Source organism: Vreelandella halophila (genome assembly GCF_019903425.1).
GTDB classification, from domain to species: Bacteria; Pseudomonadota; Gammaproteobacteria; order Pseudomonadales; family Oleiphilaceae; genus Halospina; species Halospina halophila.
This window is the reverse complement of sequence record NZ_JACHUZ010000013.1, coordinates 616,614-642,557: the sequence shown is the minus strand read 5'-3', so window position 1 is coordinate 642,557 and position 25,944 is coordinate 616,614. Positions and strand designations below refer to the sequence as shown.

Below are 25,944 nucleotides of genomic sequence, written 5' to 3'. Positions count from 1 at the left end.
TCAGCCCAGCTCGGACAGCGGCCGCGCCACCTGGGCCACGCGGTCGTTGTCCACCAGCTCCAGAAAGTAGTCACCCAGCCGCTGGCTCTCGGCCATGGCCCGGCGCCAGTTAGCCTCGCGCGTTTCGTCATCGTCCCGGTAGGCCGGGAAATCCCGCCGGTCCGGCAGTTTGCCGTCCGGCAGCCGCTCCAGATACGACTGTGTGGGCGCGATCAGAACCAGGTTGCGCAGGCGCTCGGGGTCGCCGTTGCGCCAGGGGAGGCTCTTGTCGAACCAGCCCGGCACGATCCGCTGGGTAAAGTGCGGGTAGAGGACGAGATCGTCCCCGGCGTAGGGCAGGTCCAGATGGTAGTCGGTCAGGCCGCCGTCCCGGAAGGCGCGGCCCGCCACACCAGGAATGGACGTCACCGCATTCATCACGAAGGGAATCGAGGCCGAGGCCAGCAGCGCAGCCTGCAGGTTGCCCGCGTTCAGGCCCTCATGGCGCCCCGGGAAGTCGCTGAACGCCTCCAGAGGGGGCTTCGCACGCTCATCGTGCATCACGATCCGCTCAAATCCCAGCCGGATCCAGGGCCGGTGAATGGCATTGGCCATCACCACCGGCGCCAGGCCAGCCATCAGCAACGGTTTGCGGTCCGAGGCCACCAGCCCCTTTGAGCGCGCCACCATCACGTTCAGCCGATAGCGCTGCTGCTCAAGGATGGCAGCCTCATGCCCGCCCAGCAGCGCCTGGAGCATATCCCGGCACTGCTCGGAGACCTGCGCCGGGGTTATGCCCCTGGGGAAACGCTGGGTGGTGTAGAGTTCCCCGAGCCGCTCCAGCGCCGCCACCGGCTCCGGCGTGCAGGCACAGGCAAAACGCCAGCTGCCGATGGAGGAGCCGATGAGCGCGCGCTCACGCGGCGCCCGTTCCAGCCAGTCGCCGAATAGCACCCGGTCCAGCCCCAGCAGCCCCAGTGCCTTGGGGCCACCCGCCGCGCCGGGCATGGTGCCTACGTCCCCCGGCTGGAGTCCGCGTTCACGGATACGTGCCAGGGCGCGGTCGCCGGCATGGATGCTCAGCGGTGGTGTGGAGTCGATCATCAGTGTGGTCAGTCATTACCCAGTGCAATACGACGACGGAAGGCCAGGTAGTGCTGCAGCGTTTCCGCGGGCGCCTCGAAATGCGGATAGTGACCAATGTCGTCCAGCAGTGCAATCCCGCGGTCACTCACCAGCTCCCGGTAACGCTGGAGCATGGCCTGCCCGGAGACAGGGTCCGCGCCGCCCCAGATCAGCTGCGCTGGCTGTTCCATGGCCTGGAGCGCTCCCACCCAGCGGTGCCGGTGGACCCGGCGCTCCTCCATGTAGTGGATGATGCGATGGATGACCCCGCGCCCGTTGTTGTGGATCAGCAGCTGCCAGAAATCCTCAATGTCCCGTGCCGTGGGCTGGGTGGCCGCACCGAAGATACGCCCCAGGCTGTTCTCGAACACCCGCCGCGTCAGTGCCCGGCTCACAAGCCCACCCAGCGGCCCCAGAAGCAGCTTCTGGATGAGGAGGGGCTGGTGTACCTCCGGGAATAGCGCCGCATTCATCAGGGCGATACTCTCTATGCGGAATCCGAGGCTGCCCTCGCGCTCACGGGCCAGAAGCTCCTGGGTCACGGTCGCCCCATAGTCGTGAGCGAGGACGTGCACCCGTTCCTCGCCCATCTGCTCCAGCCAGCCCTGGATCAGGTCCGCCTGCTCGATGATGGAATAGTCGTGGTCCTGGGGCTTATCCGAGAACCCGAACCCCAGCATGTCCGGAGCCAGCAGCCGGTAATGCTCACTCAGCGCCGGCCACAACCGGTGCCAGTCCCAGGAGGCCGTGGGAAAGCCGTGAATCAGCAGCAGGGGGTCACCCCGACCGCCAATACGGCTGAACACGGCATGTTCGCCGTACATGAACCAGCACCCGGCCTCCTGCCAGCGTTGCAGTCCATGGGACTCCCCCTCGACCCGACCGCCGGGGGGAAGATCGTCTGTATTCCGGTGCATCACGCCTCTCCCTGTCTGTTATGTGATGGTTCTGTCTTCCGGCGGCTGAGTCTATCGCAATGTGCAACCTGCAACACTCATCCAGTGGCTTCATTGCGTCGTAAACTGAGAAAAAGAGATAATCCGTCGGCCGTCTTCCATTGAGCCTTTCTATGATGGGATTCGCGCTAACGGCATAATGGATCGCTGATCAACGATGGGTTGAACCCGGGAGTACACCATGGAGCACAACACCGAGGGGCTGGCAGCGGACTACCGGGACATCATCCGCCGCCTGGGTGAGGATCCGGAACGCGAGGGCCTCGCCGAGACCCCCGAACGCGCCGCCAGGGCCATGGAATTCCTGACCCACGGCTATCATCAGGACCTGGATTCCATCGTCAATGGCGCCATCTTTGAATCGTCCAATGACGAGATGGTGGCGGTACAGGACATTGAACTCTATTCCCTGTGCGAACACCACCTTCTGCCCTTTGTGGGCAAGTGCCACCTTGCCTACCTGCCCAACGGGCGGGTACTGGGGCTGTCCAAATGCGCCCGCATCGTGGACATGTTCGCCCGCCGCCTGCAGATCCAGGAATCGCTCACGCGCCAGATCGCCGAAGCAATCCAGGAGGTCACTGGTGCCAAGGGCGTGGCGGTGGTCATCGAGGCCCATCACATGTGCATGATGATGCGCGGCGTGGAAAAGCAGAACTCCACCATGAAGACCTCGGTGATGCTGGGCACCTTCCGTGAATCCCAGGCCACGCGCATGGAATTCCTGACCCTGCTCAAACGCAGCTGACCACCACGGGGCCGCCATGATCGACGCACGCACCGCCACCATCCGCATCAAGGATCTCCGCCTGCGCACCTACGTCGGCATCAAGGAAGATGAGATCAACAACCGCCAGGACGTGGTGATCAACATCCGGCTGCTGTATGACGCCGACCAGGCCATCCGTAACAACGACATCGAGGCGGCGTTGAACTACCGCACCATTACCAAGAACATCATTGCCCATGTGGAGGGCAACCGCTTCTCGCTGCTGGAACGGATGACCCGTGAAGTCCTGGATCTGGCCATGGCGCCCGAAGCGGTTCTGGAGGCGGAGGTGGAAATCGACAAGCCTCATGCCCTGCGCTTCTCGGACTCGGTATCCGTTACACTGGGAGCCTCCCGCCAGCGCTCATAGCAGCCGTGGACATTTGTGCACAGTTGCCTACACTGAGGAACCACCGCTTCCGGCCCTGAGGCCCAACCGCAATGCCACTGCGTTCGCTGTTCAGTGCTGATACCCGACCGCCGATTCTGCTCGCCCTGGCATGGCTTACTGCCCTGTCGCTGGTCGCTGCTGGAACCGTACTGTCGTGGCGCGCAGGGCAATTCTGGCCAACGCTGATCCTCACCTGCGGGACCCTTGCCACCCTGGCGCTGGCACTGGGACGGGGCCTGCAACGCCGCCACCAGCTGCTGGAAAAAACCCGCGCCGCCCTGCGTCAGGAAACCGACCGGCGGGTGAGCGTCGTGGCCGACCTCGAACGCATTGCCAGCAATGACCCGCTGACAGGCCTCGCCAACCGCCACTTCTTCATGGAGGATCTGGATTACGCGGTCCAGCGCGCACGCCAGTCAGGAGAGAAGATCGCAGTCATCGCGATCGACCTGGACGGCTTCCAGACGCTCAACAATGCCATGGGCCACGATTACGGCGACCAGCTGCTGATGGCGGTGGCCGAGCGGCTGCGCACCCTGGAGGACAGCAACCACCTGTTCTGCCGGGCCAGCAGCGATGACTTCTACCTGCGCTGTTATCCGCTGCCGGAGCTGGAATCACTCATCCACCTTATGGATCGCATCCGGGCACTCTTCCACCGCCCCATACCCATGGACGACGAGGACCGCTACCTCTCCGCCTCCATCGGCGTGGCGCTCTTTCCGGATCATGTCGGGGATGCCCAGTCCCTGATCGCCAGCGCCGAAGCGGCTCTCAACCAGGCGGCGGAGCTTTCCGGCACCCGTTACCAGTTCTACAACGAACGCCTGCACGAACGGATCCGGGAACGGATGGAGCTGCACTGGGGACTGCATGACGCCCTGGAGCAGAAGCGCTTCCATCTGCTCTATCAGCCACAGCAGGATCTGGCCACCGGGCAGTGGGTCTCGGCGGAGGCCACGCTGAACTGGGAGCATCCGGAACGCGGGGACCTGGGGCCCGAATCCTTTATGGAGGCGGCACTGGAAACCGGATTGACGCCTGCCATCACCCGCCACACGATCACGCTGGTCTGCGACCAGCTGCGACGCTGGCGCCAGAGCGGAGCGCAGCACCTGACGATAGCCGTTAACCTGTACGGCCCGGAGCTGGAGGACAGCGGCCTGGTGGAACACATCGCGGGATCCCTGAGACGCTGTGAGATCGCCCCGGAAGCCCTGGAACTGGAGCTTGCAGAAGCCAGCCTGGCCAGCAACGGCCACCAGCGGGAACAGCAGCTGCGGGCGCTGAGTGAGCTCGGCCTGCCCATCAGCATCGACGGCTTCGGGCGGGGCACCGCCTCTCTCGCCTGGGTCAGGGACTTCCCCGTGCATCAGCTCAAAATCGAGCCGGGCTTTGTACGGCGCGTCACCAGCCGGCATAATGACAGTGTGATCGTCAGGGCGATCATCCACCTGGCCCACAATCTGGGCATGCAGGTCACCGCAACGGGTGTCGATACCGATGCGCACCTGACGTTCGTCAACGCACACCGGTGCGATTTTGCCCAGGGTGAACGGATCAGCCCGCCCCTGGCCCCGGATGAGCTGGTGAAACAGATCAGCTTCAACCGATCCAATACAACAGAGTACTCCTGACCATCATGCGCCGTCTGATCATCACCGTACTGAGCCTGGCCGCCATCGCCGCTGTTGCCCTTGGCGCCACCCAACTGGTTTCCGGCAACGGAGGGGAAACCGCCACAGCGGAGAAGGCGCAGGAAAGTGTCGCTCCGGAGCAGACGCTCACCGTCTTCGCCTCCCCCACCTGCGGCTGCTGTGGCGACTGGATCGAGCACATGCGCGAGGCTGGATTCCAGGCTGAAAAGCGGGAAGTCAGCAACATCAACCGCGTCAAGCAGGAAGCCGGGCTGCCACGGTCACTCGCCAGCTGCCACACCGCCTTCATCGGCGGCTACCTCATCGAGGGCCACGTTCCCGCCTCCGACGTGAAGCGCCTTCTGCGGGAACAGCCCGAGGCCGCCGGCCTGAGTGTGCCGCGTATGCCGGTAGGCTCACCGGGCATGGAAATGGAAGGCCGTGGCCGAGACGCCTTCGATGTGATTCTTTTCCGGGACAACGGTGATCAGGAAGTCTTTGAACACTACCCCGCCCAGACCAGCCTCTGACTCCGCACTACTGACAGGTTATTCTCTCAATGCTGAACAGCGACGCCCTGAACCAGCTCCAGCAGCTCCGTTCCGACATCCAGTCCGACAAGGAGCTGTTTGCCGGCACTATCAAGCGCGTCACCGGACGCTTCGGTTTCGTCACCCTGGATGACGGCCGCGACATCTATCTGCCAAAGGATGAAGCCCAGAAGGTACTGCTGGGCGACCGGGTCCAGATCCAGATCACCCAGGGCAACGGCGGCAAGCAGGCAGGAGAGCTTGAGACCGTCGACGAGCGGGTTCTGGATACCTTCATTGGCCAGTACGTGGTCCGGGGCAAGGGCCACTTTGTGGCACCGGACATCAACGGCCTCAGCCGGTGGTTCTTCGTGCCCCCGAAACAGCGCAACCAGGCGAAGCACGGCGACTTCGTCCACGCCCGGGTCACACGCCACCCCTTCAGCAGCGGCAATGCCCAGGCCGAGGTGCTGAGTGTCATCGGCAACGAGTCGGACCCGGGCATCGAGCGTGGCTACGCCATGGCCAAGTACCAGCTGCGCGACGAATGGCCCGAGGCGGTGAACGAAGAGGTCGCCACCCTCTCGGAGTCGGCCATTGAGCAGGCCACCTCCGGGCGCGAGGACCTGACGGATCTGCCCTTTGTGACCATCGACGCCCCCAGCACCCAGGACATGGACGACGCCGTTATGGCCCAGGCCCTTCCCGGGGCCGGCTGGCGCCTGTGCATCGCCATTGCGGACCCGGCGGCACTACTGCCGGAGGACGGCGCCACGGAGCAGGAAGCGCGGCTGCGCGCCAGTTCCGCCTACTTCCCCGGCCAGCCCAGGGCCATGCTGCCCTCGGCCATCAGCCAGGACCTGGGCTCGCTCATGGCGGGCAGGGACCGGCTGGCCCTGGTCTGTGACCTGCAGCTGGACGCCGAAGGCAACATGGGCGATTACCAGCTGCGCGCCGCCACCATCCGCTCCCGCGCCAAGCTGGCCTATGAAAGCGTGGAGGCCCTGTTTGAGGGCCGGACCGACGAGGAGATCCAGGCGCTGGACGATACCACCCTGGAAAGCCTGAACCAGCTCAAATCCGTGGGCGAAGCCCTGCGGCAATGGCGCGAAACCAACGCCCTGGTCAACGAGGAACGACCGGATTACCGCATCCGACTGGATGAGAACCGCAAGATCCGCAGCATCGAGAAGCGCTACCAGACCAGCGCGCACCGACTGATCGAGGAATGCATGATCGCCGCCAACCGCTGTGCGGCGGACTTCCTGCAACAGCGCAGCGGGGATGGGCTCTTCATCACCCACGCCGGCGTGCGCGAGGGGAAGGCGGACAACATCCGCCAGCTTCTGGAACAGCACTGCCCGGAGCTGCTGGACATAGACCCCACCACGGCGGAAGGCTTCACCAGCCTGGTACGTCGGGCCTCGGCGCTGGATACGGATCTTCCGGTGAAGGCCATTGTCATGCGCCAGCTGGAACGCGCCGAAATGGCTACCCAAGCGGCGCCCCACCAGGGCATGGGGCTGTCTCTCTACACCACCATGACCTCACCGCTGCGCAAATACAGCGACTACTTCGTGCACCGGCTGATCCGCCATCACCTGGGCCTTGCCGGCAAACCCGACTGGGATGAATCCGTGCTCAAGGCCCTGCAGGAATCCCAGTGGCAGCTGCGCCAGGCGGTCAACGAGATGGAGCACAGCCTCAAGTGCCAGTTTGCGCCCAGCCTGGGCGACGAGGCGCATCAAGGCACCATCGTCCAGGTGAACGCCGGAGGCTTCCAGGTGAAGCTGGATGAAACCGGCCTGGTGGGCTTTGTAGCCGCACGTGACCTGCCCGAGAAGTTCAGCTTCGACCCGGTCACCCATACCATCGCCAGCGACCAGCGCCGTTTCAGGCTGGATCAGGTGGTGACGGTTCGGTTCAAGGAAGTGGATGAGGAGCGCCGCCAGATCCGCTTCGATCTGGTCGACGCCTGATTCCGGCCGACCCTACTGGTCGGCCCCGAGCGCCTCGGCGCGCTCGCGGCTGGCCGCCAGCTCGTCCGGATTGTTCTCGGGAAGGGTCCATCCCTGAAGGTGCTTCTCCACCAGGGTAGTGATCATATCGATGTGATCCTCGTCCGAGTTCAGCGCCGGAATGTAGTGGAAGTCCTCGCCTCCGGCTTCCATGAAGTACTCGCGATTCTCCTCATCGATCTCCTCGATGGTCTCCAGGCAATCCGACGAAAAGCCGGGGCAGACCACATGGACCCGCTTCACGCCCTGGCCGGGCAATGACTTCATGGTTTCGTCCGTATAGGGCTGGAGCCACTCCTCGTTGCCGAAACGGGACTGGAATGTGGTCATGTACTCACCTTCGCGCAGCCCCAGGCGCCTGGTCAGCAGCCGCGTGGTCTTGTGGCATTCGCAGTGATAGGGGTCGCCGTTGAGCAGGTAGCGTTTGGGCACTCCATGGTAGGACAGCACCAGCATGTCCGGCCGGCCATTCTCTTCCCAATAACGCTCGATCTTGCGCGCCACCGCCTCGATGTAGGGCTCAAAGTCGTGGTAATGGCTGATGAAGCGCAGATCCGGCAGCCAGCGCCGCTGCTGGAAGTCCTGTGCCAGCGCATCGAATGTGGAGCCGGTGGTGGAGGCGGCGTACTGCGGGTACATGGGAAGCACCAGAAGCTGACGCACGCCACGGCGCTGCAGGTCATCAATCGCGGAGGCAATCGAGGGGTTACCGTAACGCATGGCGTAGGCCACCTCGATGTTCTGCCCGTAGCGGAACTGCAGGCGCTGCTTGACCCCCTCGCTCTGGCCCTTGGTGTGGACCAGCAGCGGCGAGCCCTCCTCGCTCCAGACGCTGCGATAGCCCTCGGCGGATTTTTTTGGGCGGGTCCGAAGCACAATGCCGTGCAGGATCAGCCACCAGAGAAGGCGCGGCAGCTCGATCACGCGGGGGTCGGAGAGAAACTGGTCCAGATAGCGGCGCAGTGCCGGTGTTGTGGGCTCATCCGGCGTGCCCAGGTTGGTGATGAGCACGCCCACCCTGGCCGGCTGGTCGTGGGTGAAATGCTCGCTCATGCCACGGTATTTCATACGGTTGGATTCCCCGTTGGGCTGGAATGGATTGACTTGCGTTTCATACGCACCACCATGAAAACTGGTTCCCTGCAGAAGGTGACTCAATGACTGCCAGGCAGCTTCTGATCGTTGCCCATACACCCTCACCCAATACGTCCCGCATGGCGGAGGCGGTTCTCCGGGGCGCACACCATGAGGATATCGAAAACGTCGACGCACGGCACATACCCCCACTGGAAGCCGGCCCGGAAGACGTTCTCGGGGCAGATGCGATCATTCTGGGCACCACCGAGAATCTCGGAACTATGAGCGGTGCGCTAAAAGATTTTTTTGATCGGATCTATTATCCCTGCCTGGAAGAGACTCAGGCCCTGCCGTTCGCCAGCTTTGTGCGGGCGGGCAAGGACGGTACGGGAACGCTGAAAGCCATCGAGACGATTACCACCGGGCTCCGCTGGCGGGCGGTTCAGGAGCCACTGCTGTGCCACGGCGAATTCCGGGAGGAATTCATCACCCAGTGCGAGGAGTTGGGTCTTTACCTGGCCGCGGGCCTGGATGCGGGCATGTTCTGAAGGCCATCCGCCCGGCCACTTTCCCGGCCGGGCGAATCGCCACTCAGGGGCGAGCAGGTTGTTTTACTGCTGACCCTGGCCGCTGCCCTGACCCTGGCTGCGCTGCTGCATCTGCTGCTGCATGCGCTGCATCTGCTGGCGCTGCTTCTGCATCTGCTTCTCCAGCTCCTTGCGCTGTTCTTCGGTGAACACCGCTTCCACGCGGGACTGGAGCAGGATGCTTTCCGCCGTCATCTCACCGGTGAGATTACCCAGCTTCTCGGCATCCTCGCGGATGGCTTCCTCGTCATAATCCGGGCCGACACGACCGTCCAGCTTCTGCTGAAGCTGCTGGATCTGCTTCTGCGTGTCCTGGATGTCGCCCTGCATCTCGTCCAGGATGCCGCGGATCTCTTCCTGCTGTTCGTCGGTAAGATCAACCATGCGCGCCAGCTGGTCTACCTGGTCGCCACCCTGCTGACCCATCTGCTGGGCGCCGGCGGTAAAGGCCATAAGCATGGCGAGGCCGGCGGCGAGGAGTCGGAAGGTCTTCATAGGGAACACTCCGGTTGTGGTGTTAATGATGTATGAGCCCGCGAGCATAACGCGACTCAAGGGGGTGTTTCACGCCCAAAGGCCACGAATTCATTAACACTTTTACAGATAGGGCGACATCAGCCTCGCAATGCCATTGCGCAGACGCACCGGCAGCCGGGCGTTGCGCAAATCAGCCAGCTCAAGGGGCTCGGCACGCGCCCGCACCTGATCAACCATCCGTTCCAGCGAGCGGGCGAGGCGCGGATCGTAGCATTCCAGGTTGCATTCAAAGTTCAGCCGAAGGCTGCGCGGGTCCCAGTTGGCCGAGCCCACCATGCACCAGCGCCCGTCCACGGTGAACAGCTTGCTGTGATCAAACTCGCCGGGGCTGTACCAGACCCGGACGCCCCACTGGAGCAGCCCTTCGAGTTGGCCACGACAGGCCCAGTCGACCATGGGCAGGTTGTTCCGCAGTGGCAGCACCACATCCACGGTTACCCCACGCAGGGCGGCGGTCTTCAGAGCATCCTGGACGGTGGCGTCAGGCAGGAAATACGGCGTCATGATCCGCACATGACGCCGTGCCACTGAGAGGGCGCCCACGATCACCTGGCGCAGGCAGTCCAGGTTCTCGTCCGGTCCATCCGGAATCACACGGCTGAGCGTGGTGCCCGGGGCATAGGGCTTGGGGAACCAGCGTTCGCCGTTGAGCTGCTCGCGGCAGGAAAAGGCCCAGTCCTCGGCGAACACTGTCTGGAGCTCCGACACCACCGGCCCTTCAACGGCAAAGTGCATATCCCGGATGGGGTGACGGGGCTGGCTCTCCACGCAGTTGCCGGCGGCGATGTTCATGCCGCCGCTGAAGCCCAGCAGGCCATCAACCACCAACATCTTGCGGTGGTTGCGCAGGTTCATGAAAGGCATGGCCAGGGGGGTGCGTGTGGGCATGAAGCGCGCGTAGGGCACGCGCTCCCGACGCAGATGGCGGATGATCGAGGGCACGGAATAGCGCAGCCCCACCGCGTCCACCAGCACCCGTACGCTCACGCCCCGGCGCACGGCCTGCCCCAGGCTCCGGGCGAAATCCCGACCCACGGCGTCATTGCTGAAGATGTAGGTGCTCAGGGTGATGCTCTGGCGGGCCCCGGCAATGGCCTCGAGCATGCGGGGATAGGCCTCGTCGCCGTTGCTCAGCGGCGTCAGGCGGTTGCCGGTCAGAAGCGGCTGGCGCGAGACCCGGTCGGCCAGGCGCGCCAGGGCCTGCATCTCCCTGGGCAACTCCCGGCCCATATCCTCGGGAGCATAGGCACGCACCGCCGACCCCTGATCCACCCGCGGCATCTCCCCACGCAGCTCGGCCGCCCGGCGCCGGATGCGGTTGATACCGAACATCAGGTAGAGGATCGAGCCCATCAGCGGCGCCAGCCAGATGACGCCCACCCAGGCCACCGCCGCGCGGCTGTCCTGCTTGTTGAGAATGGCGTGCCCGGAGGCTGCGATGGCCAGGCCAACATAGAACACCGCGAACAGGGCAGCCAGGATGCCGCTGTCCGCTTCAACCATCTCGGGTCTCCGTGTTGCTGGCCGCCACGTGCCACTCCTGCAGGGGACTGTTGCCGGCATTCTAGCCGGGCCCGGCGCAACCGGCCAATCACGCATTGCAATAAGACGACACAGCCGCTACGTTTGCGCTCCCGAAACAGCCAGTCCGGAGCCTCCATGACCTTCACAGTGGGCCAGCGCTGGGTCAGCCAGACCGAATCCGATCTCGGCCTTGGCCTGATCACCGACGTCAGCGGCCGCCGCGTCACCATTGCCTTTCCCGCCGCCGAGGAAGAACGCACCTACGCCATGGAAAACGCCCCGCTCGCCCGGGTGCGCTACCGCGTGGGCGAGACCCTCAGGGACCGCCACGAACGCCCGCTCACCGTGTGCGAAGTGGAGGACTCCGAGGGCCTGTTCACCTACGAGTGCGAGGACGAGGCCGGCGAACCAGTCACCCTGACCGAGGTCATGCTGAGCCCCCATGCGCGCTTCGTGCACCCGGAGCAGCGCCTGTTCTGCGGCCAGTTCGACCGCAACGGCGACTTCGAACTGCGCTACGCCACACTCCAGCACCAGGCACAGCTCCAAGCATCGCCCGTGCGCGGGCTGTTGGGTACGCGCACCCGGCTGCTGCCCCACCAGATCGCTATTGCCGACCAGACCGCACGCCGGCCCCATCCCCGGGTACTGCTGGCGGACGAGGCCGGCCTGGGCAAGACCATCGAGGCCGGGCTGGTCCTGCACCGCCAGGTCCTCACCGGCCAGGCCCGGCGCATCCTGGTCCTGGTGCCCGATGCCCTGCTGACCCAGTGGTTCGTGGAGATGCGCCGGCGCTTCAACCTGCATTTCGCGCTCTTCGACCAGGAACGCCTTAAAGCGGAAAGCGAGGGCAATCCGTTCGAGAGCGAACAGTTCGTACTCGCGCCACTGTCCCTGCTCAGCGGGGACGAGGCCACACTGGAACAGGCCGTCGGCGCCGACTGGGACCTGCTCGTGGTCGACGAGGCGCATCACCTGCACTGGTCCCCCGAGGGCGCTGACGCCGGTTACCGGGCGGTGGAACAGCTGGCCGGCGCCATCCCCGGTGTGCTTCTGCTCACCGCCACGCCTGAGCAGGTGGGCCTGGACAGCCACTTCGCGCGACTGCGGCTGATCGACCCGGCCCGCTTCAATAACTTCCCCGCCTTCCAGGAGGAAGTCCGAGCCCACGGTGGCCTGCCGGAACAGCACCGCCTACTCTTCCGTCACACCCGGGCGGACGTGGGTGGCTTCCCCGAACGGGTGGTGGAACCCGAGCCGCTGGAGGCGGATGACAGCTATCGCGCCGCCGTCCCTTTCAGCGACCATGCGGGCCTGTTCCCGGAAACCGCTTTGGACGGCGACACCTGGCTCGACCAGGATCCCCGCGTGAGCTGGCTGGAGCGGACCCTCAAGGCATACAAGTCGGAGAAGGTGCTGGTGCTGTGCGGCCACGCCCAGACCGCCGAGACCCTTGAGCATTACCTGCAGCTGCGTGCCGGCATCCGCAGTGCCGCCTTCCATGAAGGGCTGAGCATCATCGAGCGTGACCGCGCCGCCGCCTGGTTCGCGGACGAGGAACAGGGCGCCCAGGCGCTGATCTGCTCCGAGATCGGCGGCGAGGGGCGCAACTTCCAGTTTGCCCACCGGCTGGTGCTGTTCGACCTGCCCGCCAACCCCGACCTGCTGGAGCAGCGTATCGGCCGGCTGGACCGTATTGGTCAGGGGGAGCGTATCCACCTGCACGTGCCCTACATCACCGGCTCCGCCCAGGAGGTACTGTTCCGCTGGTACCACGAGGGCCTGAACGCACTGGCCGCATACTGCCCCACCGGGGTTGCGGTTCAGCAGGCCGTTGCGGGCGAACTGGAGGAAGCGCTGGCGCACCCGGAACAGGCCCCGGACGCCCTCCTGGCAGCCACCGGCGAGGCCCGGGACCGCCTCGAAAAGGAACTGGCGGACGAACAGGCCACCTTCGCGACCCTGACACGGGATGAAAAGGAAAGCGCCGAGGCACGGATCGCCGAGATCGAGGAAGCGGACGAGCCCGAAGCCCGTTCGGCCTACCTGGCCCGCCTGTTCGACCAGTACGGCATCCACTACGAGGCCGAAAGCGACGCCCACTGGATCGTCCGCCCCACGGACCACATGAAGATCGACCAGTTCCCGCACCTGCCGGACGAGGGCCTGAGCCTGGCACTCAACCGGGACACCGCGCTGGCCCGGGAAGACCTGGCCTTCGCCAGCTGGGAACATCCCCTGGTGCGCGAGGGCATGTCGATGGTGCTGGATTCCGAGCTCGGTAATGCCGCGCTGATCACGCTCGAGCTCAAGAGCGTGCCCGCCGGCACCCTGATGCTGGAGGCCATCCACCGCATCAGCACCGCCGCGCCCGCCAGTGTTCCCGTGGGCCGCTTCCTGCCCCTGGCGCCGGGCCGGCTGCTGCTGACCGGCGACGGCCGCGACCTGAGCGAGATGCTGGACCACGACAAGCTCAGCGCCATCGGGGGCCGAATCAAGCGCAAGGATGCCCACCAGATCCTGCCGCAGCTGCGCGACAACATCGAGGCACTGCTGCCCTCTCTCAGGACCCGAACCCAGGAAGGGCTGCCCGAAACCATCGCCAACGCCCGACAGGAGCTGGAAGCCCACTACAACGCCGAGATCGAGGCCCTTCGCAACCTGCAGGCCACGAGCGATGAGCTGAAGGACAACGAGATCCAGGCACTGGAACAGCAGCGTGACCAGGGCGTGGCGGCCATCGAGCGGGCCACGGTGGAGCTGGAAGGGTTGCGGGTCGTACTGACTACCTGACCCTTCGGGGTCAGCCGGACGCCAGCTTGACCTTTTATAGGAGACTAGTCTAATATCTCCTCTATGACTCAGAATGGGACCCGAGAGCACATCATCCAGACCGGCGCGGAGCTGATCCTACGCAATGGTTTCCGGGCAACCGGCATCAACACGGTGCTGGATGAGGCTGCTGTGCCCAAGGGGTCGTTCTACTACTACTTCAAGAGTAAGAACGAGTTTGGCCTGGCAGTCATCGAGTCCTACGCGGCCAGCTATGAGGAACGACTGGACGCGACGGTAGGCGATAGGAGCCGTACCCCGCTGGAACGGATCCGGCGCTATTTCGACGAAGCCACCAGCGACATTGTCGCCAACGACTTCTCGAAGGGGTGCCTGATCGGCAATCTCGGTCAGGAACTGGCGGCACAGAACGACACCTTCCGGGAACGACTCAACCGGGTTTTTGCGGACTGGGAACGGCGCTTTCGGGATTGCATCATCGAAGGGCAGGAACGGGGCGAAGTCACTCCGACGGTCGATCCTGACGCAGCCGCATCACTGTTGCTCTCCGGCTGGCAGGGGGCCCTGCTCCGGTCCAAGCTGACCCGTTCCACGACGCCCCTGCAGTACTTTCAGGAGTTGCTGTTCACACGGGTTCTGGAAGCCTGAGTTTTTTTGAGGGATGACTAGTAGACTAGTCTAATTACTTGCAATCCATAATTGGGAGTCAGACGCATGAGTGATACCACCAACCCCCTTCTTGAACCCTTTACGCTGGGGGATCTTGAACTGCCCAACCGCGTCGTCATGGCGCCCCTGACCCGGGCACGGGCCAGCCAGCCGGGTGACGTACCCAGCGACATGAACGCGCGCTACTACGCGCAGCGCGCCAGCACCGGACTGATCATCAGCGAGGCGACCCAGGTTTCCCAGCAGGGCCAGGGTTACGCCTACACGCCGGGCATCTACACCCCGGAGCAGGTGGCCGGCTGGCGCAAGGTGACGGACGCAGTCCACGCCGCCGGCGGCCGCATGCACGCGCAGCTCTGGCACGTGGGCCGCATCTCCCATCCGGCACTCCAGCCCGGTGGCGGACTCCCGGTGGCGCCTTCCGCCATCCAGCCGGAAGGCTCCCAGGTCTTCATCAGTGCCGAGTCCGGCATGGTCGACATTCCGACACCGCGGGCGCTGGAAGTCGAGGAGCTGCCGGACGTCGTGGAGCAGTTCCGCAAGGGAGCTGAAAACGCCCGCGAGGCCGGCTTCGACGGTGTCGAGATCCACGCCGCCAACGGCTACCTTCTGGACCAGTTCATCAAGTCCGGCAGCAACCATCGCACGGACGACTACGGTGGCTCCGTGGAGAACCGCCTGCGCTTTCCGATGATGGTGGTTGAAGCCGTGAAGCAGGTCTGGCCCGCGTCGCGCATCGGCATCCGGGTCAGCCCCACCGGCAGCTTCAACAGCATGTTCGACGCAGATCCCCACAGCACCTTCCGGGCCCTGGCGCGCAAGGTACAGGAAGCAGGGCTTGCCTACATCGAGGTGGTCGAGGACTCCTTCCAGGGCAACCACGAAAACGGTCGCCCGGAATCCGTTATCGACGCGATCCGCGAAGAGTTCAACGGGACCTACATCGGCAACGGCGCCTACAGCCAGGATGAGGCCAACGAGCGCATCAATAACGGACGTTGCGACCTGGCCTCCTTCGGCCGTCCCATCATCGCCAACCCGGACCTGGTGGAACGCTTCCGGAAAGATGCACCACTCAACGAGTGGGACCACAGCACCTTCTACGGCGGGGATGAGCACGGTTATACCGACTACCCGAGGCTTGAGGAAAGCCGGTAACACCCTTCCCGGGGCCGTCTAGGCCCCGGTTTCAGGACCTTCCTTCCTAGAGGTTCCCCACCACGAAGATCAGCAACACGATCAGCATGAAAACCAGGGTCACGACGATGAGGGCATCCCGCAGCCAGGCGAGGCCGTACCAGCGGCCCTGACTGATCTCCTTGCGCACCCGGAAGAATTCCCAGGTCCCCAGCGCCACCATAAGCGCGCCCAACACGAAGAACAGAATCGGCACCCAGAAGGTAACCAGCGAGGACACGGCTACGGCCGCCTCATCACCGCGAACCATCATTCCGAAGCGCTGAACAATGAAACCAAGCGTGATCAGCGCCAGGCTGGTACGCACCCAGTTGAGGAAATTGCGTTCGTTGGAAAGGCGGGTACGCTCAACGTTCTGGAACAGCATGGCATGCTGCCAGTCGCTCAGCTCCGGGTCCTCAAGCACCTGCAGTGGTGATCTGGACATGACGCGGACTCCTTGGGTGATCGATCAGGTTAAGACCCAACCATACCGCAAAGAGGTCATTGTCCTAAAAGCCGGAAAGGGTAGAGCGGATTGGGGAGGCCCTCAGGCCTCCACATCGATGTTGGTGCCAAGCTGGTCGTTCGCACTGACGGACTGATTGCCGGCAACAGAACCGCCATCCGGACTGTTGGTGGCTTCAGCGCGGCTGCTGGCACTGCCACCCACCTCGCTGGCATTGCCAAGGTCACCACTGGCAAGTGTCGCCGCAGTGTTGGTGTCCGTCGCGGAGGCATCCGGTACGGCCTCACCACTGTTAGCGCCGGCGGATTCCAGCCCCTGCTGGGAAATCTGGACGCTCACGTCCTGCGCGGGCCGGGCATCCCCGTTGCCAGCGGTGTTCTGCCGGGCTTCGGCATCAGGCCCGACGCCTGACTGGCCGCCACGCCCTTGGGCCGACTGGGTGCCGGTATCACGGGCCAGGTTGGCTGCCTGCGGGTTCATACCTTCAATCATGCCTTTCACCCTGTTCAGGTGGATTGATTCTCTTCCATGCTGGACAACTTTTGATCAGAGGTAAACCCCGAACAGCGGTAGGCCGGGTTGTGATTTGTAACCGGGGATGGCGTTCCGGGCTGGCCCGATTGCCGCACAGACCTTGCCCCCTGAGGGTCCACCGGCGATACAATCCGTCTCATTGCTGGTATCGTATACAGCCGAACAATCCAATTCCAAGGCCAACACAGGGAAACGCTATGGATCTCCTTATTGTTGTTCTGCTCGCGCTCGCCGGGCTGCTGTTCGTGCTGCGGCGCGAGTCCGGCGCGGTGGCAGCCATCACGGTCATGGTCGTGGTCGGCATCATCGGCCTGTTCATGCACACCGGCTGGTTCAGCCTGCTGCTGTTCATCGGCGCCGGCATCACCGCCCTGGCCGGGCTTCCGGGCCTGCGCCGGCAGTGGCTCACCCCTCGCGCCTTCGCCATGTTCAAGAAGGTCGCCCCCAAGGTCTCTGAAACTGAAAAACAGGCCCTGGACGCCGGTACCGTTGGCTGGGATGGCGAGCTCTTCACCGGCCGCCCCGACTGGCACCGCCTCCTGACCAACCGCAACACCGGCCTCTCCCAGGAGGAGCAGACGTTCGTGGACAACCAGTGCGCCGTGGCGGCCAGCATGTGCAACGCCTGGGACATCGGCTTCGAGCGGGCGGACCTGCCCAAGGAGGTCTGGGACTACCTCAAGAAGGAACGTTTCTTCGGCATGATCATTCCGAAGGAGTACGGCGGCCTCGGCCTCTCCGCCCGCGCCCAGTCCGCGGTGCTGCAGAAACTTTCGGTGAACGAGTCGCTGATGACCACCGTGGGCGTGCCCAACTCGCTCGGCCCCGGCGAGCTTCTGCTCAAATACGGCACCGAGGAACAGAAGAACTACTATCTGCCCCGTCTCGCCGACGGCCGCGAGATTCCCTGCTTCGGCCTGACCGGCCCGCGCGCCGGATCGGATGCCACCTCGCTGCCGGACACCGGCATCGTCTGCAAGCAGGAGATCGACGGCCAGGAAGTGGTGGGCCTGCGCCTGAACTTCGAGAAGCGCTGGATTACCCTGGCCCCCATCGCCACCGTGGTGGGCCTGGCCTTCCGCATGTTCGACCCGGACAACCTGCTGGGCGAACAGAAGGATCTGGGCATCACCTGCGCCCTGATCCCGCGGGACACCGAGGGCATGGAAATAGGCCGCCGCCACGCGCCCGTTGGCAGCCCCTTCATGAACGGGCCCATCAAAGGCAAGGACGTGTTCATTCCGCTGGACTACCTGATCGGCGGACCGGACATGGCCGGCCAGGGCTGGCGCATGCTGGTGGAGTGCCTCTCCGTGGGCCGTTGCATCACCCTGCCCTCCGGCGCCAGCGGCAGTGGCCGCTACGCCGTGGGCCTGGCCGGCGGCTTCACCCGCATCCGCCGCCAGTTCAACACCCCGGTGGCGGACATGGAGGGCGTTCAGGAGCCCCTGGCGCGCATCGCCGGGCGGGCCTACATCGCCCAGTCCGCGGTGATGCAGACCGCCAACATGATCGACAACGGCGAAAAGCCGGCGGTGCCCTCGGCCATCCTCAAGAGCCAGATGACCGAGTACCAGCGCGACATCCTGACCGACGCCATGGACGTGCACGGTGGCAAGACCGTGACCCTGGGGCCGCGCAACTACCTGGGGCTGTCCTTCGCCGGCTCGGCCGTCTCCATCACGGTGGAAGGCGCGAACATCATGACCCGCAGCCTGATGATCTTCGGCCAGGGTGCGATCCGCTGCCACCCCTATGTGCTGGATGAGCTGGCGGCCAAGGACAACGACGACATCGATGCCTTCGATGACGCCTTCTTCAACCATGCCGCGCTGGTCTTCGGCAATGCCGCCCGGGCCTTCACACAGGCGATCGGCATCGGCCGCGGCGATGTGCCCTTCGACAACGCAGCGGCGCCCTACGCCCGCGCGGTGAACCGCTTCAGCGCCGCCTTCGGGCTGGCCTCGGACGCGGCCATGAGTACCCTGGGCTCGGACCTCAAGCTGCGTGAGCTGCTTTCGGCCCGGCTGGGTGACGTGCTCTCCAACCTCTACCTGACCTCCATGGTGCTCAAGAACTGGCACGAAGGGCAGGCCGTGGAAGGCGAACGCGAACTCATGGCCTACAGCTGCGAGTTCCTGCTGAACCGGGCCGAGAAGGCGCTGGACGAGCTGCTGGACAACCTCCCGAACCGGGCGGTTGCCGTGGCCCTGCGCTGGATCACCATGCCGCTGGGTCGGCGCTGGAAGGCACCCTCGGACAAGCGCACCCAGGCCATTGCCCGCGCGATCAGCACGGACTCCGCCCTGCGCACCAAGCTCACCAGCAACACCTGGAACACGCTTGAGCAGAAGGGCGAGGTCTTCAACCCGCTGGCCCACTACAACCAGCTTCTGGCGGACTACCCGCGCGCGGACAAGCTCTACAAGACACTGGACAAGGCACACGCCAAGGGCGAGCTGCCCGCCGAGGCCCTGCACCCCGAGCAGAAGTTCGAGGCAGGGCTGGAAGCCGGCCTGATCTCCGAAGACGACGCCAAGTTTATGCGCCAGTACGAAGAGGAAGTGCTGGAGATGCTGAGCGTGGACGACTTCCCGTTCGACGGGCTCGCCCACAACAAGCGCAAGCTGGTGAAGCACAACGTGCTGTAACCGGCACCAGAGCGTTAAAAACCCCGGTCAGGTCGCCCTCCGGGGTTTTTTGTGTCCAGGTTGTCTCAGTTAACAGGGATATTTCAGGTCTTCCTAAGGATTGAAGAGCTCAGCCTGGATCAGGCCTGAACCCTCTACGTCATAGGCAACCAGCAATTCGTAATCACGATAGTTGCCAGCCTTCGCCTCATCCACAAGCCATAAAAGCCAGTCAGCCCGCCCGTTGCCGTTCAGGTCTCGTGATGCAACAACCTCCAGGGCGAAGTGCCAGCTCTTCGAATCGAGGACGACGCCATACCGGGTATGATCCACACCTTCCGATGCAACATCCGCCAGAGTGGTCTGCTCATCCGTTACTCTGGGCCCCAGGGACGAGGGAATCCCCCTGAGATCCAACCGAGTCATAAGCTGCTTGCCGTAGGACTCGGGGCTGTACTGGATTCCACCTGCTTCGTTACCCTGATGGAGCGCGGCAACCGAATCGCATACCAGGTACTCCCCGGCTACGGTCCGGTTATCAACACCGTCAGCCAGCGCATCCGTATCGGATTGCGAAAGATAGTCGCGGCATGTCTCAACCGTGGTACCGGATGAGAAAGTGAGCGGTGAACGTTCCTTTTCCAGTGTTTGCTCGTAGTTCTGGGACGCCTCCTTGAGTTCGGCGTTAAAGATGCGCTCCGTTTGCGGGGCCTGGCCAGCCAGACTGCATCCAGCAATAAACGCTAGTGCGCAAAGGATACCGCGTCCTGCATTACTCATTGAGAACCCTCTCCAAAAGTCGTGCTTCCTTTCTACGCCGCGTCGGATAGGCATCTCTAAAATTCCTCAGAATGGAAACCGACTGTCGCCAATTCTGGGATGACGCCGCCTTCCAGAATTTCGGGGTCGCCACCTTCAGATTGACGCCGTATTGGAAGGACACCGATGCGATGACGGTCTGGGCTTCGGCAGGAATCTCGAAGAAGGGTTTACCAGAGGTATTGCCTGAAGCAGAACGGTACCGGGTTCTCAGCTTCCCGATGTGTTCCGTCTTAACTGCCTGGTCAATGGTCTCCGCTTGGGAATCGGTAATCGTCAGGGGGTTATTTCGAATCAGAGCCGCTGCGGCTTCCCCTTTAACCCCAAGATACGGCTTCAGGGTGGCGATCAGGGATTCACCCAATTCAAGTTGCCTCAGCCCATCCTCGTCACGCTGACCCAGATCAAAGCCGGTGGCGATGGTCACACCGCTTTTGCTCGATTTGGGCACTGGCGCGTACCCACTGGTCCTGCTTCCACCTTCAAGACGACTGAGAAACTCATAATTAATACGGTTGGGCATTCCTCACAACTCCCTGTGATTGGGCTTTCCATGGAGATTGCCCCCAGCGGCTTTAAACAGTCAAGCTTCAGGACAGCGCCACATCCTCCCGCTCAAACCGACCCTCCTGATAATCGCGGATGGCCTGCTCAATCTCCTCCCGCGTGTTCATCACGAAGGGCCCGTGCTGGGCCACGGATTCCTTCACCGGAGTCGCGGCAAGGAGCAGCAGGCCGGCGCCATCCTGTCCGGCGCGGAGCCGCACCTCATCGCCCCTTGAGAGAAGGCCGGCGTGACCGGCGGAGACGGGCGAGAAGCCGTCATCGCCGGCGGATACCTCGCCGTCGTAGACGTAGAGCATGGCATTGCGGCCGGTCTCGATGGGCAGTGTCAGCTCGCTTCCGGGCGCCAGTATCAGGTCCAGGTAGGTCGGCGCGGTGGCCACACCTGAAACCGGGCCCACCAGGGTGTTGCCTTCCAGTTCAATCTCACCGGCAATCACCCGTACGCGGCCACCCTCGAAGGGATACTCCGGCACGCGTTCTGCCTGGATATCCTGGTAGCGCGGCGCCTTCATCTTGTCCGCGGCCGGCAGGTTAATCCAGAGCTGGAAGCCGCGCATCCGTCCCTCCCTGAGCTCGGGCATCTCCGAGTGCACAATGCCGCCGGCAGCTGTCATCCACTGAACCCCGCCAGGGCCGATGAGGCCACTGTTGCCCAGTGAGTCCCGGTGGTGCATGCTGCCTGCGAGCATGTAGGTGACGGTCTCGAAGCCCCGGTGTGGATGGGGCGGGAAGCCGCCGATGCGGCCGCCGCTGTCATCCGCCTGGAATTCATCCAGCATCAGGAAGGGGTCCAGGCGTGCAAACGGGCCCTGGCCCAGGCTGCGCCTGAGCCGGACTCCATCACCGTCAGAGGCGCGCTCGCCCCGGATAAGGCGTTCAACAATGCGTTCGGTCATGTCTGACTCCCTGGGTTCATACCGGTTACTTATGGGACCAGTATTCCCCAGCGCCGACCGCCAGACAATCAAAGGATTCTGTTCGAATCGTTCAAATGGATTGGGGTATTCCTGGTGCTGACGGGGCTGATCCTGACACTGCTGGTGGTTCTCACCTGTGTGGGGCTGTACCACCGCACCAAGCCGTTGCCGAAGGCCATTGCCATGGAATCCGCCTGGTTCGAGCCGGGCGAGGCCCGTTTTCTGGTGGATCATCGTTACGTGGATGCGCACGGGCGTTCCCGCAGCCGCCGCGAGCTGGTCCCGGCAATGCTCGAGCTGATCCATGGCGCGCGGGAACGCCTGGTGATGGACATGTTCCTGTTCAACCCGGATGGCGCCGATCCGTCCGAGCACCATCCGGTCACGGAAACCCTGACCCGGGCCCTGGTTGAGCGCCGCCGGCAATGCCCCCGGCTTCGCGTTACCGTGCTGGTGGACCCGATCAACAGCTATTACGGCGCTCACTGGCCTGACCACCTGCGACGACTGGAGGCCGCCGGTGTGGAGGTGCTGGAAACAACGCTGGCACGCCTGCGGGATTCCAATCCCAGCTGGTCCGTGCTCTGGCGCCTGCTGGTCCAGCCCTGGGGCCGCTGGCGCCAGAAGGGCTGGCTTCCCAATCCCATCGGGCCCTGGCCGGTGACCCTGCGCAGCTGGCTGACCCTGTTCAACTTCCGCGCCAACCACCGCAAGGTCATGGTGGCGGACAGCGGCGATGGCTGGCTTGGGCTGGTCAGCTCCGGCAACGCCCACGACGCCAGCAGCGCCCATTCCAATGTGGGTCTCCTGATCAGTGGCGAGGCCGCTCGAGCCCTGCTCGACCAGGAACACGCGCTCCTGGCCTGGGTTCGGGGCCATGCGAGTGATTTCATGGCGCCAAGGGCGCCCCGCGCCGCGCTGCCCGACGGCGCACCGGCACTGCGGCTGCTGACCGAATCCCGCATCCGCGAGGCGAGCCTGGCCCTGATCCGGAGTGCCGAGGCCGGGGATGCGCTGGACGTGGCCATGTTCTACCTGAGTCACCGGCGCATCATCCAGGCCCTGAAACGGGCCCATGCCCGGGGCTGCCACCTGCGGGTGCTGCTGGACCCGAACAAGGACGCCTTCGGGCGCGTGAAGGGCGGCCTTCCCAACCGTCAGGTTGCGCTGGAACTCCATGCCTCGGGCATCCCCGTGCGCTGGTACCGGACCCATGGTGAACAGTTCCACTGCAAGTTCCTGCGGCTGGAGCGGCGGGACGGGCGTGTCGGGCTCATCCTCGGGTCGGCCAATCTGACCCGGCGCAACCTGGATGACCTCAACCTTGAAGCAGGCTGTGAACTGGCGGGCGGCGAGGAGCTGCCGGCACTGCGCGCCGCCGGTGACTGGTTCGAGCGCTGCTGGAGCAACCCCCCGGGGTTCCAGTGCAGCGTGCCCTACAGCGTCTGGGCGGACCGGCGCTATCGGCGCTACCTGTTCTACCGGATCGCAGAGTTCACGGGCTGGAGCAGCTTCTGATCAACCCGTTTCGATCCCCTTAAGCGCGTTGATAAGGGTGGCGACCTCCGGGTCCGGCTCCTCGTTGTGGAGCTCCAACCCTTCCTCGGTAAAGACCCTCAGGTCGATTCCGTGGCTGCCCAGTGGAAGTTCGCGGTTGATCTGGTAAGGCATGCCCGGGCGGTGTTCATCCCGGCGCCTCAGATCGACAACGCGCTGTCGACAGGGATTGCCATCAGGGTCGCGCACCACCAGAACGCGTGGCCGAAGCCGGTTCAGGGCGTAGGTGGTAATCACGATCGCCACCTCGCCGCTGTTGAGCGCCACGATGGAACCTGCGGGATAGACACCGATACACTGGATGAACTCGATCGCCAGGTCCTCGTCAAACTGATCGCCCCTCCCCTGGTAGATAGCCTCCAGTGCTTCCTTGGACGACTGCGCGCGCTCATAGACCCGGTGGCTTGTAATCGCGTCGTAAGCATCCACGATGGCAATGAGCTTGGCGAAATAGGGAATCTGGTGGGCCAGCAGCCCGCGCGGGTAGCCGGTGCCGTTCATCCGCTCATGGTGGGCGTGTGCCACATCCACGGCGGATGGGTCCAGTCCCTTGACGCTCATCAGCAGGCGCCGGCCATGCTCGGTGTGCTGCTCCATGACGCGACGCTCTTCGTCGGTCAGCGAATCCGGCTTCCTCAGGATTTCGGTCGGGACGTGCATTTTTCCCACGTCATGCACTAGGCCACTGAGCGCCAGCTTCTCGATCTCACCACTGAGAAGCCCCAGGTGACGACCGAAAAGAGCGGCCATGATGCAGACGTTCAGCCCATGTTCCGCAGTGTAATCGTCCTTGCTGCGCACCTGAAGCAGCATCTGCAGGGCTCCTTGGTTGCGCATGACGCTGTCCACGCAGGCTCGCACCACCGTGCGCGCCCGGCGGGCATCAATGGTGTGGCCCAGGCGGGCGCTTTCCATGATCTCTTCGGCAAGGGCGCGGGTCTGTTCAAAGGCCTCGCGGGCGCTGGGCATCTCCGCTTCGATGTCCACAGTGGTAAGGCGGGGCACCTGCCGTTTGCGTCGGCTGTTGCGAACACCGAAGCGGCTCGATCTGTTGTCGGAAACCTCCTGCCCCTCGACATACACATAGCGGCACTGCTCCTGGAGGGCCTGGATATCCGCGGCGTGACGGATGACGACCCCCTGCACCGGAAAGTTCGTCTCAAGCCAGGACCGATCCAGGCGCGTGACCGTCATGCCGAGCTGCAGCTCGGTTACGGAGACACGTATTTCCACCGGCTCGGTTTTGTCCATGGGTACTGCGCAGCCATTACATGGATCGTAATGCATGGTAGCAACCCTGATCCCTCGACACACTGACGGTTTCGTGCAGAATGCGTAAACGAACCCGCATAAAGGACGCTCCGAATGCGCACTTACCTGTTAACGGCACTTGTGCTCGCCACCGGTGTTGTGACACCGGCAATGGCCGCCGAGGATTTTGATCGCTGCGTCTCCGACCTGCGTAATCACGCTGTCGAGCAGGGTATTGACGAGTCCGTGACCGAGCGGGTCCTGGCGGGGATCGAGCCGCTGGAGCGCGTGATCGAGCTGGACCGGAGCCAGCCGGAGTTCACCCGCTCCTTCCATGACTACCTGGAACCGCGCGTGACAGAGCAGCGCATCGAGAAAGGGCGGGCACTCTACGAAAAGCATTCGGATCTGCTGGAGCGGATCACCCGGGAAACCGGGGTCCCGGGCCGTTACCTCATTGCCTTCTGGGGGCTGGAAACCAACTTCGGCAGTTACACCGGCAAGATGCCGATCCCCCGCGCCCTCGCCACCCTCGCCTGTGACCAGCGCCGTAGTGACTATTTCACCGGGGAACTGGTATCCGCGTTGCGCCTGATCGAGCGTGGCGACGTGGAAGCCGAGGCCATGGAAGGCTCCTGGGCCGGCGCCATGGGGCAGATGCAGTTCATGCCCTCGGTCTACCTGGAACACGCCGTGGACGCGGACGACTCTGGTCGGGTGGATCTCTGGAACAGCATCCCGGATGCGCTGACCTCCGCCGGCTACCTGCTGGAAAGCCTGGGCTGGAACGAGGGCGAACGCTGGGGCCGGGAAGTCCAGCTTCCGGAAGGGTTTGACTACAGCCTCGCCGAGGGCCTTGGCCACAAACGCCCCCTTTCGGAGTGGCGCGAACTGGGCCTGCGGAACGCGTACGGGGGTGAGCTGCCGCGGGCGGAGTTGCAAGCGGCCCTGCTTCTGCCTTCCGGGCACGAAGGGCCGGCCTTCCTGGTCTACGACAACTTCCGCGTGATCATGGGCTGGAACCAGTCCGAGTTCTACGCCCTGTCCGTGGGGCACCTGGCGGACCGGATCGTTGGCGCGGGCCCCTTCCAGACACCGGCGCCGGACCATGACCCCCTGAGCCGGGAAACCATCGAGGCACTCCAGTCGGCGCTGAAGGAAGCCGGCCATGATCCCGGCCCGGTGGATGGCATCCTGGGCTCCGGCACCCGGTCAGCCCTGCGGGATTTCCAGAAGGATGAAGGGCTCAGGGCCGATGGCTACCCCGACCCGGAATCACTCAGTGCGCTCGGCGTCGACTGAGGCGTGGATGAGCCCGATGCGCTCATCCTTCCGCTGCCACAGCTCGGTGATCCACTGCTGAAAAGGCTGATGGGGCAGGATCAGCATCACCAACAGTCCCAGGACTGCGCGGATCGACGCCATCATCGCC

24 protein-coding genes are annotated in these 25,944 nt (G+C 64.0%); 12 read left to right on the top strand and 12 right to left on the bottom strand.

The genetic code is table 11. The features are described 5' to 3' along the window. Positions 1-1,083, bottom strand: coding sequence for a patatin-like phospholipase domain-containing protein (locus tag H4I92_RS07275; RefSeq protein WP_218668165.1), 1,083 nt, complete (start codon positions 1,081-1,083; stop codon positions 1-3). 8 nt (positions 1,084-1,091) lie between these two features. Beyond that, positions 1,092-2,021 (bottom strand): alpha/beta fold hydrolase, encoded by a 930-nt coding sequence (locus H4I92_RS07270; RefSeq protein WP_077529977.1) that lies wholly within the window; start codon positions 2,019-2,021, stop codon positions 1,092-1,094. Positions 2,022-2,241: 220 nt separating this feature from the next. Between H4I92_RS07270 and folE the strand changes: the two genes are divergently transcribed. The 5 genes from folE to H4I92_RS07245 all read left to right on the top strand — a co-directional run bounded on the left by folE (position 2,242) and on the right by H4I92_RS07245 (position 7,366). Continuing rightward, complete coding sequence (gene folE / locus H4I92_RS07265; protein ID WP_077529976.1) at positions 2,242-2,808, top strand: GTP cyclohydrolase I FolE; 567 nt, start codon at positions 2,242-2,244, stop codon at positions 2,806-2,808. A gap of 16 nt (positions 2,809-2,824) precedes the next feature. Next, entirely contained in the window at positions 2,825-3,199 is a 375-nt protein-coding gene (gene folX / locus H4I92_RS07260) for a dihydroneopterin triphosphate 2'-epimerase (RefSeq protein WP_077529975.1), read from the top strand. A gap of 71 nt (positions 3,200-3,270) precedes the next feature. Beyond that, positions 3,271-4,857: a putative bifunctional diguanylate cyclase/phosphodiesterase gene (locus H4I92_RS07255; RefSeq protein ID WP_077529974.1), complete on the top strand. Its 1,587-nt coding sequence runs from the start codon at positions 3,271-3,273 to the stop codon at positions 4,855-4,857. Positions 4,858-4,862: 5 nt separating this feature from the next. Further along, the gene (locus H4I92_RS07250) at positions 4,863-5,387 is read left to right on the top strand and encodes a DUF411 domain-containing protein (RefSeq protein WP_077529973.1); all 525 of its coding nucleotides are present in this window, start codon (positions 4,863-4,865) and stop codon (positions 5,385-5,387) included. A gap of 29 nt (positions 5,388-5,416) precedes the next feature. Beyond that, a complete protein-coding gene (locus H4I92_RS07245) occupies positions 5,417-7,366 on the top strand; it encodes a VacB/RNase II family 3'-5' exoribonuclease (protein ID WP_077529972.1) in 1,950 nt (649 codons plus the stop codon). A gap of 12 nt (positions 7,367-7,378) precedes the next feature. Here the strand turns inward: H4I92_RS07245 and hemH are convergent, their stop codons facing one another. Then, entirely contained in the window at positions 7,379-8,473 is a 1,095-nt protein-coding gene (hemH, locus tag H4I92_RS07240) for a ferrochelatase (RefSeq protein ID WP_077531692.1), read from the bottom strand. Positions 8,474-8,562: 89 nt separating this feature from the next. Between hemH and H4I92_RS07235 the strand changes: the two genes are divergently transcribed. Then, a complete protein-coding gene (locus H4I92_RS07235; protein WP_077529971.1) occupies positions 8,563-9,030 on the top strand; it encodes a flavodoxin family protein in 468 nt (155 codons plus the stop codon). Between the two features lie 63 nt (positions 9,031-9,093). Here H4I92_RS07235 and H4I92_RS07230 read toward each other — a convergent pair whose 3' ends face one another. Further along, positions 9,094-9,564, bottom strand: coding sequence for a Spy/CpxP family protein refolding chaperone (locus H4I92_RS07230; RefSeq protein WP_077529970.1), 471 nt, complete (start codon positions 9,562-9,564; stop codon positions 9,094-9,096). Between the two features lie 102 nt (positions 9,565-9,666). Then, positions 9,667-11,109, bottom strand: a complete 1,443-nt coding sequence (locus tag H4I92_RS07225; protein WP_077529969.1) for a phospholipase D-like domain-containing protein — start codon at positions 11,107-11,109, stop codon at positions 9,667-9,669. A gap of 156 nt (positions 11,110-11,265) precedes the next feature. Between H4I92_RS07225 and rapA the strand changes: the two genes are divergently transcribed. The 3 genes from rapA (at position 11,266) to H4I92_RS07210 (ending at position 15,750) form a co-directional block, all read left to right on the top strand. Further along, a complete protein-coding gene (gene rapA / locus H4I92_RS07220) occupies positions 11,266-13,923 on the top strand; it encodes an RNA polymerase-associated protein RapA (protein WP_077529968.1) in 2,658 nt (885 codons plus the stop codon). Positions 13,924-13,986: 63 nt separating this feature from the next. Further along, positions 13,987-14,571 carry a TetR/AcrR family transcriptional regulator gene (locus tag H4I92_RS07215; protein ID WP_077529967.1) on the top strand — a complete coding sequence of 195 codons (585 nt, stop codon included), beginning with the start codon at positions 13,987-13,989 and terminating at the stop codon, positions 14,569-14,571. A 66-nt stretch (positions 14,572-14,637) separates the two neighbouring features. Then, on the top strand, positions 14,638-15,750 hold the full coding sequence (locus H4I92_RS07210) for an alkene reductase (RefSeq protein WP_077529966.1): 1,113 nt from the start codon (positions 14,638-14,640) through the stop codon (positions 15,748-15,750). Positions 15,751-15,796: 46 nt separating this feature from the next. Here H4I92_RS07210 and H4I92_RS07205 read toward each other — a convergent pair whose 3' ends face one another. Together H4I92_RS07205 and H4I92_RS07200 are read right to left on the bottom strand one after the other, a co-directional pair. Continuing rightward, a complete protein-coding gene (locus H4I92_RS07205; protein ID WP_077529965.1) occupies positions 15,797-16,216 on the bottom strand; it encodes a YidH family protein in 420 nt (139 codons plus the stop codon). Between the two features lie 102 nt (positions 16,217-16,318). Further along, complete coding sequence (locus tag H4I92_RS07200; protein ID WP_077529964.1) at positions 16,319-16,729, bottom strand: hypothetical protein; 411 nt, start codon at positions 16,727-16,729, stop codon at positions 16,319-16,321. A gap of 239 nt (positions 16,730-16,968) precedes the next feature. On the opposite strand from H4I92_RS07200, the gene H4I92_RS07195 reads away from it, so the two are divergent. After that, complete coding sequence (locus H4I92_RS07195) at positions 16,969-19,422, top strand: acyl-CoA dehydrogenase (protein WP_077529963.1); 2,454 nt, start codon at positions 16,969-16,971, stop codon at positions 19,420-19,422. Positions 19,423-19,515: 93 nt separating this feature from the next. Here the strand turns inward: H4I92_RS07195 and H4I92_RS07190 are convergent, their stop codons facing one another. The 3 genes from H4I92_RS07190 to H4I92_RS07180 form a co-directional block, all read right to left on the bottom strand. Continuing rightward, positions 19,516-20,181, bottom strand: coding sequence for a hypothetical protein (locus H4I92_RS07190; RefSeq protein ID WP_077529962.1), 666 nt, complete (start codon positions 20,179-20,181; stop codon positions 19,516-19,518). Then, on the bottom strand, positions 20,174-20,743 hold the full coding sequence (locus H4I92_RS07185; RefSeq protein WP_077529961.1) for a pesticin C-terminus-like muramidase: 570 nt from the start codon (positions 20,741-20,743) through the stop codon (positions 20,174-20,176). The genes H4I92_RS07190 and H4I92_RS07185 overlap by 8 nt, the downstream gene beginning before the upstream one ends. A 67-nt stretch (positions 20,744-20,810) precedes the next feature. Further along, positions 20,811-21,683: a pirin family protein gene (locus tag H4I92_RS07180; RefSeq protein ID WP_077529960.1), complete on the bottom strand. Its 873-nt coding sequence runs from the start codon at positions 21,681-21,683 to the stop codon at positions 20,811-20,813. Between the two features lie 114 nt (positions 21,684-21,797). Here H4I92_RS07180 and H4I92_RS07175 point away from each other — a divergent pair, with 114 nt between their 5' ends. Further along, positions 21,798-23,222: a phospholipase D-like domain-containing protein gene (locus H4I92_RS07175; protein WP_143512623.1), complete on the top strand. Its 1,425-nt coding sequence runs from the start codon at positions 21,798-21,800 to the stop codon at positions 23,220-23,222. Here the strand turns inward: H4I92_RS07175 and H4I92_RS07170 are convergent, their stop codons facing one another. Continuing rightward, the gene (locus H4I92_RS07170) at positions 23,223-24,512 is read right to left on the bottom strand and encodes a cyclic di-GMP phosphodiesterase (protein ID WP_077529959.1); all 1,290 of its coding nucleotides are present in this window, start codon (positions 24,510-24,512) and stop codon (positions 23,223-23,225) included. A gap of 114 nt (positions 24,513-24,626) precedes the next feature. Between H4I92_RS07170 and H4I92_RS07165 the strand changes: the two genes are divergently transcribed. Next, positions 24,627-25,814, top strand: coding sequence for a lytic murein transglycosylase (locus H4I92_RS07165; RefSeq protein WP_077529958.1), 1,188 nt, complete (start codon positions 24,627-24,629; stop codon positions 25,812-25,814). Here the strand turns inward: H4I92_RS07165 and H4I92_RS07160 are convergent. Continuing rightward, positions 25,788-25,940, bottom strand: coding sequence for a hypothetical protein (locus H4I92_RS07160; protein ID WP_179105645.1), 153 nt, complete (start codon positions 25,938-25,940; stop codon positions 25,788-25,790). The two genes, H4I92_RS07165 and H4I92_RS07160, sit on opposite strands and share 27 nt — an antisense overlap. Between the last annotated feature and the right edge of the window lie 4 nt (positions 25,941-25,944).

What these genes read in the sequence shown, in the direction of transcription:
- H4I92_RS07275 (WP_218668165.1), bottom strand. Translation starts at nt 1,083, where the DNA reads ATGATCGACTCCACACCACCGCTGAGCATCCATGCCGGCGACCGCGCC.
- H4I92_RS07270 (WP_077529977.1), bottom strand. Translation starts at nt 2,021, where the DNA reads ATGCACCGGAATACAGACGATCTTCCCCCCGGCGGTCGGGTCGAGGGG.
- folE (WP_077529976.1), top strand. Translation starts at nt 2,242, where the DNA reads ATGGAGCACAACACCGAGGGGCTGGCAGCGGACTACCGGGACATCATC.
- folX (WP_077529975.1), top strand. Translation starts at nt 2,825, where the DNA reads ATGATCGACGCACGCACCGCCACCATCCGCATCAAGGATCTCCGCCTG.
- H4I92_RS07255 (WP_077529974.1), top strand. Translation starts at nt 3,271, where the DNA reads ATGCCACTGCGTTCGCTGTTCAGTGCTGATACCCGACCGCCGATTCTG.
- H4I92_RS07250 (WP_077529973.1), top strand. Translation starts at nt 4,863, where the DNA reads ATGCGCCGTCTGATCATCACCGTACTGAGCCTGGCCGCCATCGCCGCT.
- H4I92_RS07245 (WP_077529972.1), top strand. Translation starts at nt 5,417, where the DNA reads ATGCTGAACAGCGACGCCCTGAACCAGCTCCAGCAGCTCCGTTCCGAC.
- hemH (WP_077531692.1), bottom strand. Translation starts at nt 8,473, where the DNA reads ATGAAATACCGTGGCATGAGCGAGCATTTCACCCACGACCAGCCGGCC.
- H4I92_RS07235 (WP_077529971.1), top strand. Translation starts at nt 8,563, where the DNA reads ATGACTGCCAGGCAGCTTCTGATCGTTGCCCATACACCCTCACCCAAT.
- H4I92_RS07230 (WP_077529970.1), bottom strand. Translation starts at nt 9,564, where the DNA reads ATGAAGACCTTCCGACTCCTCGCCGCCGGCCTCGCCATGCTTATGGCC.
- H4I92_RS07225 (WP_077529969.1), bottom strand. Translation starts at nt 11,109, where the DNA reads ATGGTTGAAGCGGACAGCGGCATCCTGGCTGCCCTGTTCGCGGTGTTC.
- rapA (WP_077529968.1), top strand. Translation starts at nt 11,266, where the DNA reads ATGACCTTCACAGTGGGCCAGCGCTGGGTCAGCCAGACCGAATCCGAT.
- H4I92_RS07215 (WP_077529967.1), top strand. Translation starts at nt 13,987, where the DNA reads ATGACTCAGAATGGGACCCGAGAGCACATCATCCAGACCGGCGCGGAG.
- H4I92_RS07210 (WP_077529966.1), top strand. Translation starts at nt 14,638, where the DNA reads ATGAGTGATACCACCAACCCCCTTCTTGAACCCTTTACGCTGGGGGAT.
- H4I92_RS07205 (WP_077529965.1), bottom strand. Translation starts at nt 16,216, where the DNA reads ATGTCCAGATCACCACTGCAGGTGCTTGAGGACCCGGAGCTGAGCGAC.
- H4I92_RS07200 (WP_077529964.1), bottom strand. Translation starts at nt 16,729, where the DNA reads ATGATTGAAGGTATGAACCCGCAGGCAGCCAACCTGGCCCGTGATACC.
- H4I92_RS07195 (WP_077529963.1), top strand. Translation starts at nt 16,969, where the DNA reads ATGGATCTCCTTATTGTTGTTCTGCTCGCGCTCGCCGGGCTGCTGTTC.
- H4I92_RS07190 (WP_077529962.1), bottom strand. Translation starts at nt 20,181, where the DNA reads ATGAGTAATGCAGGACGCGGTATCCTTTGCGCACTAGCGTTTATTGCT.
- H4I92_RS07185 (WP_077529961.1), bottom strand. Translation starts at nt 20,743, where the DNA reads ATGCCCAACCGTATTAATTATGAGTTTCTCAGTCGTCTTGAAGGTGGA.
- H4I92_RS07180 (WP_077529960.1), bottom strand. Translation starts at nt 21,683, where the DNA reads ATGACCGAACGCATTGTTGAACGCCTTATCCGGGGCGAGCGCGCCTCT.
- H4I92_RS07170 (WP_077529959.1), bottom strand. Translation starts at nt 24,512, where the DNA reads ATGGACAAAACCGAGCCGGTGGAAATACGTGTCTCCGTAACCGAGCTG.
- H4I92_RS07165 (WP_077529958.1), top strand. Translation starts at nt 24,627, where the DNA reads ATGCGCACTTACCTGTTAACGGCACTTGTGCTCGCCACCGGTGTTGTG.
- H4I92_RS07160 (WP_179105645.1), bottom strand. Translation starts at nt 25,940, where the DNA reads ATGATGGCGTCGATCCGCGCAGTCCTGGGACTGTTGGTGATGCTGATC.